6 protein-coding genes, 1 tRNA gene and 1 pseudogene are annotated in these 6,590 nt (G+C 45.6%); 6 read left to right on the top strand and 2 right to left on the bottom strand.

The features are described 5' to 3' along the window. A partial coding sequence (locus O9300_RS14355; RefSeq protein ID WP_287972319.1) for an RNA-guided endonuclease InsQ/TnpB family protein occupies positions 1-405 on the bottom strand: 405 nt, incomplete at its 3' end. A gap of 90 nt (positions 406-495) precedes the next feature. On the opposite strand from O9300_RS14355, the gene O9300_RS14350 reads away from it, so the two are divergent. The 3 genes from O9300_RS14350 to O9300_RS14340 all read left to right on the top strand — a co-directional run bounded on the left by O9300_RS14350 (position 496) and on the right by O9300_RS14340 (position 3,259). Then, positions 496-1,563: an acyl-CoA dehydrogenase family protein gene (locus O9300_RS14350; protein WP_287972318.1), complete on the top strand. Its 1,068-nt coding sequence runs from the start codon at positions 496-498 to the stop codon at positions 1,561-1,563. Between the two features lie 10 nt (positions 1,564-1,573). Beyond that, a tRNA-Gly gene (locus O9300_RS14345) sits at positions 1,574-1,645 on the top strand. A 117-nt stretch (positions 1,646-1,762) separates the two neighbouring features. Then, the gene (locus O9300_RS14340) at positions 1,763-3,259 is read left to right on the top strand and encodes a serine/threonine-protein kinase (protein ID WP_287972317.1); all 1,497 of its coding nucleotides are present in this window, start codon (positions 1,763-1,765) and stop codon (positions 3,257-3,259) included. A 24-nt stretch (positions 3,260-3,283) separates the two neighbouring features. Here the strand turns inward: O9300_RS14340 and trmD are convergent, their stop codons facing one another. Next, positions 3,284-3,979, bottom strand: coding sequence for a tRNA (guanosine(37)-N1)-methyltransferase TrmD (gene trmD, locus O9300_RS14335; RefSeq protein ID WP_079208345.1), 696 nt, complete (start codon positions 3,977-3,979; stop codon positions 3,284-3,286). 373 nt (positions 3,980-4,352) lie between these two features. Here trmD and O9300_RS14330 point away from each other — a divergent pair, with 373 nt between their 5' ends. The 3 genes and pseudogenes from O9300_RS14330 to O9300_RS14320 all read left to right on the top strand — a co-directional run. Next, positions 4,353-5,207, top strand: a complete 855-nt coding sequence (locus O9300_RS14330; protein ID WP_061433142.1) for a cyanophycinase — start codon at positions 4,353-4,355, stop codon at positions 5,205-5,207. Between the two features lie 322 nt (positions 5,208-5,529). Then, positions 5,530-6,486, top strand: coding sequence for an RRXRR domain-containing protein (locus O9300_RS14325; RefSeq protein WP_287972315.1), 957 nt, complete (start codon positions 5,530-5,532; stop codon positions 6,484-6,486). Further along, a pseudogene (locus O9300_RS14320) lies at positions 6,483-6,590 on the top strand (ISKra4 family transposase); the annotation flags it as partial. The gene O9300_RS14325 and the pseudogene O9300_RS14320, both read left to right, overlap by 4 nt.

The following is a 6,590-nucleotide window of genomic DNA, read 5'->3' as shown; positions in this document are numbered from 1 at the left end:
AATAGGTAAAGGTTCTGTGCATTTGGCTAAATAGATTTGTTTGTCTTTAAATTTAAAGGCTGATTTGGTAAATTCGGCACTTCCTCCCTGATGTTTTTTCTTAAAGTTAGGATACTTAGTACGACCAGCAAAGAAGTTAGTAAAAGCTGTTTGTAAATGTCTTAACCCTTGTTGTAAAGGTACACAGCTTACCTCATTGAGAAAGTCTAATTCTTCTTGCTTTTTCCAATCGGTCAACATTGAAGAAGATTGAGCGTAGCCTACTCTTTCTTGTCTTTCGTACCATGCTTGTGTTCGTTCGTGGAGAGCTTTGTTGTAAACTAATCTTACACAGCCCAATGTGCGCCGCAATAGCGACTCTTGTTCGGGTGTGGGGTAAAATCGAAACGAATAGGCTTTTTCCATGTCTCACATTTTAGCATATATTTCGTAAATGTGCTAATATTTAACAGTAAAGCCGCCGTAAAACGGCGGGGTTTCAGACCCAAATTTTCGATGAGGGATGGTTTACTGGAGATGGCTAGGGATTATTTTCAGAATAGGATCGCCCCGCAAGCGGCCCGGATCGATCGCGACCCTAGCGCCCTACAATTAGCTTTACAGGGTATGGGCGATCGCTGTTTATTGGCTTTGCGTGTTCCGGGAGAATGGGGGGGTGCGGGATGGGACGAACGCACCTATCGACAATTCCAAATCCTCGGCGCTCGTTATTCCGGTGCTTTGACTTTTCTGCAAACCCAACACCAAAGCGCCGCTAATCAATTAGCCACCAGCAGTAACCAAGACCTGAAAAAGCTTTATCTCCCCAAAATGGTCCGGGGCGAAAAGCTAGTGGGGGTCGGGTTTTCGCAACTACGTCGTCCGGGGGAACCGATGATGAAAGCGTTTCCCGTGGCCAGCGGCTATCAACTCTGTGGACAGGTCCCCTGGGTGACGGGATGGGGCTTTTTTGAAGATTTTATCATCGGGGCGACCCTCCCAGACGGGCGATCGCTGTACGGTCTTTTACCGCTGCAGGATCTCCCCGGTCTGCAATGCAGTCCCCCCATGACATTATTATCGATGAGTGGGACTAATACGGTGAGCCTTACCATACAAGACTACTTTTTGTCAAGGGATTTTATTGTTAGTTTACAACCGGCAGCGGCGATCAAGGCCAGCGATCAAAAAAATGTTCTCCATCACGGTTTTCATGCCCTTGGCTGTGCTTGGGCGGGCTTAGATGTTATTTTTGGGGTTTATCGACAAAAGCGGCTAGAAAGCCTAAAAAATGCCCATCAACAGCTAGAAAAAGCCCTACTGTCCTGTCAAGAAAAAATGTTAAATTCCCACCAGGCCAGTTTTGCCGAAAAATTGCACTGGCGCGGTCGGGCGATTAATTTGGCTCTACAATGCGCTCAAGGGGCAGTGATTGCCTCCGGTGGGGCGGCGAATATTATTGATCATCCGGCGGGGCGAGTCTATCGGGAAGCTTTACAGTTTAGCGTTTCTGGACAAACTGGCGCGGTGATGGAAAACAGCCTAGGGCAGTTGCTCTGGCTGGGGGGTCAATGCTATGATTAGGGAGACTTTTGCGGGTATAGTTCAGTGGTAGAACGTCACCTTCCCAAGGTGAATGTCGCGCGTTCGAGTCGCGTTACCCGCTTCTGACGACAATTGATGTAATATATCAATTAACTGGCAAGATGGGCATGAGCAAGTTAACCCCTTTGGCTGTTAACCGTGCCGTCAAGCTGCCCTAGGGTAAAGATAATCCGCTACCATGAAACTAATTATCGGGGGACGTTACCAAGTTATTAAACCTCTAAGTCAAGGGGCTTTCGGTCAAACTTTTTTAGCCCAAGATAACTATCGCCCCGGCCGTCCTCAATGTGTGGTCAAACAGTTAATCCCCCAAGTGGTTAACGAAGTTACTATAGGATTATTTGAGAGTGAGGCCAGAGCTTTAGAAAAACTCGGACATCATCCTCAAATACCGCAATTTTTCGCCAGTTTTCAGGAAAATAAGTCTTTTTATATCGTTCAAGAATTTATCGATGGTCACGATCTTAGTCAGGAAATCTCTAAGGGTAAGCGTTTAGAAGAGAGTCAGGTAATTCAGTTATTAAAAGATATCTTGGAAGTTCTCGCTTTTGTCCATCAAAATAACATTATTCACCGAGATATCAAACCCCATAATATTATCCGTCGCCAAGAGGGCAAGCTAGTTTTAATCGACTTTGGCGGAGTCAAACAAGTGGGGACTCAATGGCTAAAAGCAAAACAGACCAGTGTGTCCATTGGGATTGGCACCCCTGGTTATATGCCTAGTGAACAGGCGCAAAATAAACCGCGATTGTCTAGCGATGTCTATGCCGTGGGAATCATCGCTATTCAAGCCTTGACTGGTCTCAAACCGACGCAATTTCCCGAAGATGCCGAAACCGGAGAAATCGCTTGGCGCGATCAGGCCGATGTTAGAGATGATCTAGCAGTTATTATCGATAAAATGACCCGTTATGACTGGCGCCAACGCTTTCCCTCGGCAGCAGAAGTTTTAGATGCCATAAAAGAGTTACTGCAATTGCGTCAGCAACAAGCTTTAGTGCGGGAAATTTCAGCAGAGGAGTTGTTTTATCGCGGTAACGCGCATCTCGATTTGGGGCAGCATCGCGAAGCAGTTCAATTGTATCAGCAGTCCCTGCGGAAAAAGCCCAATTTTGTCAATGCTTGGTATAATCGCGGTCTGGCCTTGCAACGATTAGGGCGTTTTCCTGAAGCTTTAGGGTCTTTTAATCAGGTAATTCAATTAGAGACTAATAATGCTCGGGCTTGGTTTTATCGCGGCATCGCTTTAGCTAATTTACGACAAATCAGTGATGCGATCGCATCTTTGGATAAGGCGATTCAACTGCAGCCAGATTATCTGGAAGCATGGCATTACAAAGGCATGATTTTCTGTCGGATGCAACGTTATGCCGAAGGTCTAGCGGCTTATAATCAGGCCCTGGCCATTAAATCCGATGCTAATGTTTGGTTTAGCAAAGGCGAAGCTTTACGGGAATTAGAACGACTCAGTGAAGCGGTCGCCGCTTATAATAAGGCTTTACAGTTACAATCCCAAAAGGCTGAGGCATGGTATCAACGGGGTTGTTGTCTCTACAAGTTAAAATGTTTCTCGGAAGCAGTGGTTTCTTTTAACCAAACCCTACAACTAGAGCCTAGCCATCAATTCGCTCTCCAACAACGGAATTTAGCCCTTAATCACCTGAAATTGTAGGCAGCGAGCCAGCATTTTGGGGGATTAATCCTGTTCCTCTAGCCATTTTTGCCAGATATCCGGACGACGTTCCTTAGTGCGATCGAGTTGTTGTTGATAGCGCCAATCGGCGATATCCTGATGATTACCCGATCGCAAAACCGGCGGCACTTGCCAGCCGCGAAAGACCGGCGGCCGGGTATATTGGGGATAATCCAATAAACCTGCCTCAAAACTCTCCAATTTCAACGATTCTGCCTTACCTACCGTCCCAGGTAACAACCGCGTCACCCCGTTAATAATCGCTAAAGCAGGGATTTCCCCACAAGTTAGGACAAAATCCCCTAAAGATACCTCTCTAGTCACCAAATGCTCACAAACCCGCTCATCTACCCCTTCATAATGCCCGCAGATGAGAATTAACTGCTGATAACTACCGGCCCAAGTTTTCAGTAAAGCTTGATTGAGAGGTTCCCCCTGGGGAGTCATCAGCACGATCTCCCGGGGTGGTAAAATTTCTAAAGACTCGATCGCCTCAAAAATTGGCTCTGGTTTTAATAACATTCCCACACCACCACCGTAGGGTTCATCATCGACACGACGGTGTTTATCGTGGGCAAAATCCCGGAGATTGACCAAATTTACCCTAGCGATGTCGCGTTCGAGAGCTTTTGCCAACAACCCCGACTGCAGCGGTGAAGTAAAAAAATCGGGAAAGAGAGTAATAATGTCAAACTGCACGGGGAAAATTAAGGCCTAGACTGGGATAGTGTTTAATGTATCATTTTGTCACGGTTCGATCGGTTAAAATCTTGCTAGTTTGGCGCTAGTCTATCTCGATAACATGATAGACTATGCTGTACTGTCTAGGGGTTTTTCTGGCTCTAGCTTGAGTGATCGAAGTCTAGCCTAGACTGAAAGTTAACTAACAGTCCGTCATTGCCAGTGGATCGAAGAAAATTGCTAAAATCGCCTCTACTATTGCTTGATGTCCCGAAAAATATTCCTAAACCGCATTTTTTTCCGTCAACCGTTCAGGGAAAATAACATTAAAATACTTGTCCATCTTCCCGAAAAACCTTCCATCCCTAAAAATGTCTATTCGTTCAGTGACATGATCATCGAGCTAGAAACCCAACACCACGAAAATCCTACCCCCATATCTCTCAAAACGGCGATTTTAGTCATTGGTGGTGCCGAGGATAAAGTCCACGGTAAAGAGATACTGCACACCTTTTGGAATCGCGCTGGGGGTAGCGAAGCAGTGATCGCTATTGTTCCCTCCGCTTCCAGAGAACCGGTTTTAATCGGCGATCGCTATCAGAAGATTTTCGAGGAAATGGGGGCAAAATACGTCAAAGTTATCGATATTCGTGATCGCGTACAGGGAGAAGACCCCCAATTCCAGGCCTACATCGAAGAATGTACGGGTGTATTTATGACCGGAGGCGACCAGCTGCGTTTATGCGGTTTGCTCTCCGATACCCCCCTGATGGAAAGAATCAGACAAAGAGTGCAACAGGGAGAACTAACCCTGGCCGGAACTAGCGCCGGGGCCGCCGTTATGGGTCATCACATGATTGCTGGGGGCAGCAGCGGGGAAGCACCCAATCGGGCCCTAGTGGATATGGCCATGGGATTAGGTCTCATTCCTGAAGTCATTGTCGATCAACACTTCCACAATCGCAACCGCATGGCCCGGTTAATGAGCGCTATCTCCGGTTATCCCGAACGTTTAGGAATTGGCATCGATGAGGATACCTGCGCTATGTTTGAACGGGATGGCACGATGACGGTAATCGGCTGCGGTACAGTGACGGTAATTGATGCCAGGGCAATGTCCCACACCAACCACCATCACGTCACCGCTAACGAACCCCTGAGTCTGCATAATCTGCGGGTACATATTCTTGCCTACGGTGATGGCTATCATCTCAAAAAACAGCAAGTGATCGCTAAATTAGGGTAAAAAAACTCCTGAAAAACTGTTTATAGTGAACAGTTTACTAATCTCGGAAAACCAGACAATAAACAACGGCTTCTTTGTGCTTCTCAACAGCGAACATCAGCTATATCGTCACTAACCCCGCCCTAAAAGCGACGGGGCTTGCCTAAACCAATTTAGGCGACGCAAGTAGAGACTACCGCATTGAGACACAATCTGGCACAGACCTCCGAATTCTTCCCTAGTTCGGATTCCCTCTCAGCTTTATTGGTAAAGCGTTGTTAGACAAGACATCTTGATTGTGTTGCGGTAAGGGACTTTAACTTCACTCTTAAGGATTATCTCCATGCCAAGAGTTCCTGTTATCTCAAAAGACGGAAAACCGTTAATGCCCACCAAACCCAGTCGGGCCAGACGGTGGATTAAGGAAGGAAAAGCTATCGGCAAATTCAACGACTTAGATATTTTCTATGTCCAGCTAACCGATGAACCTTCCGATAGTAAAACCCAACCAATTGCTATTGGTATTGACCCGGGTAAATTATTCTCTGGAATTGGCGTTCAATCCTCTCTTTTTACTCTTTGGAAGGCTCACTTAGAACTTCCTTTTAAACGAGTAAAAGAGCGCATGGACAATAGACGGTTAATGCGAAGAGGACGTAGAGGAAGACGGATTAACCGCCAACTTCCTTTTAATCTAAGAGCGCATCGACAAAAACGATTTTCAAATAGAAGAACAGGAAAATTAGCTCCCTCAATCAGAGCTAATCGTCAACTTGAACTTCGAGTCGTTTCCAAACTAACCAAAATCTATCCAATTACCGATATTTACTTTGAGTACATCAAAGCCGATATTGATCTAAATTCCGGTAGAAAAGGAGCTAAGTCGGGAGAAGATTTCTCACCAGTTATGGTGGGACAGAAATGGGCAATTGAGCAACTGTCTCAATTGGCAACAGTCCATACTCGCTTTGGTTGGCAAACCTCTAATCTCAGAAAGTATTTGCGACTAGAAAAGTCCAAAAATAAAGCAGAACAATCACCAGAAAGCCATGCTAACGATGGAATTGCTCTTGCCTGTTTTCAGTTTTTAGATTATTGGCCATTTCACAATTCTAATAGTCATGGATATGATTGGAAGGGTTCTGTTAAAGTAACAAACGCTCCCTTTGCTATTATTAAACGTCCTCCTATTAGTTGTCGTCAACGGGAGCAAGTCAAAGCTGAAGAACAAATAAACTACTTGACAAAAGCATCAATTGGGTATGGGATAGAGAAAAGAGTGGGGAAAAGACAAAAATGACTCCAGAGCAACAACAAGAACTTAACCAACATATTCAAGCGATAGCCAAGATTCTTCATCAGGAAGCTGAGGCTGAAAAAATCCAAACTTTAGAGGGAATAGAG

This window comes from Microcystis sp. LE19-195.1E (assembly GCF_027532095.1).
GTDB classification, from domain to species: Bacteria; Cyanobacteriota; Cyanobacteriia; order Cyanobacteriales; family Microcystaceae; genus Microcystis; species Microcystis aeruginosa.
The sequence above is the reverse complement of the archived record's forward strand: the minus strand, read 5'-3'. Positions and strand labels throughout refer to the sequence as shown.

Bases quoted from the DNA above. Each gene is read 5' to 3' on its own strand.
- O9300_RS14350 (WP_287972318.1), top strand. From the start codon at position 496: ATGAGGGATGGTTTACTGGAGATGGCTAGGGATTATTTTCAGAATAGG.
- O9300_RS14340 (WP_287972317.1), top strand. From the start codon at position 1,763: ATGAAACTAATTATCGGGGGACGTTACCAAGTTATTAAACCTCTAAGT.
- O9300_RS14330 (WP_061433142.1), top strand. From the start codon at position 4,353: ATGATCATCGAGCTAGAAACCCAACACCACGAAAATCCTACCCCCATA.
- O9300_RS14325 (WP_287972315.1), top strand. From the start codon at position 5,530: ATGCCAAGAGTTCCTGTTATCTCAAAAGACGGAAAACCGTTAATGCCC.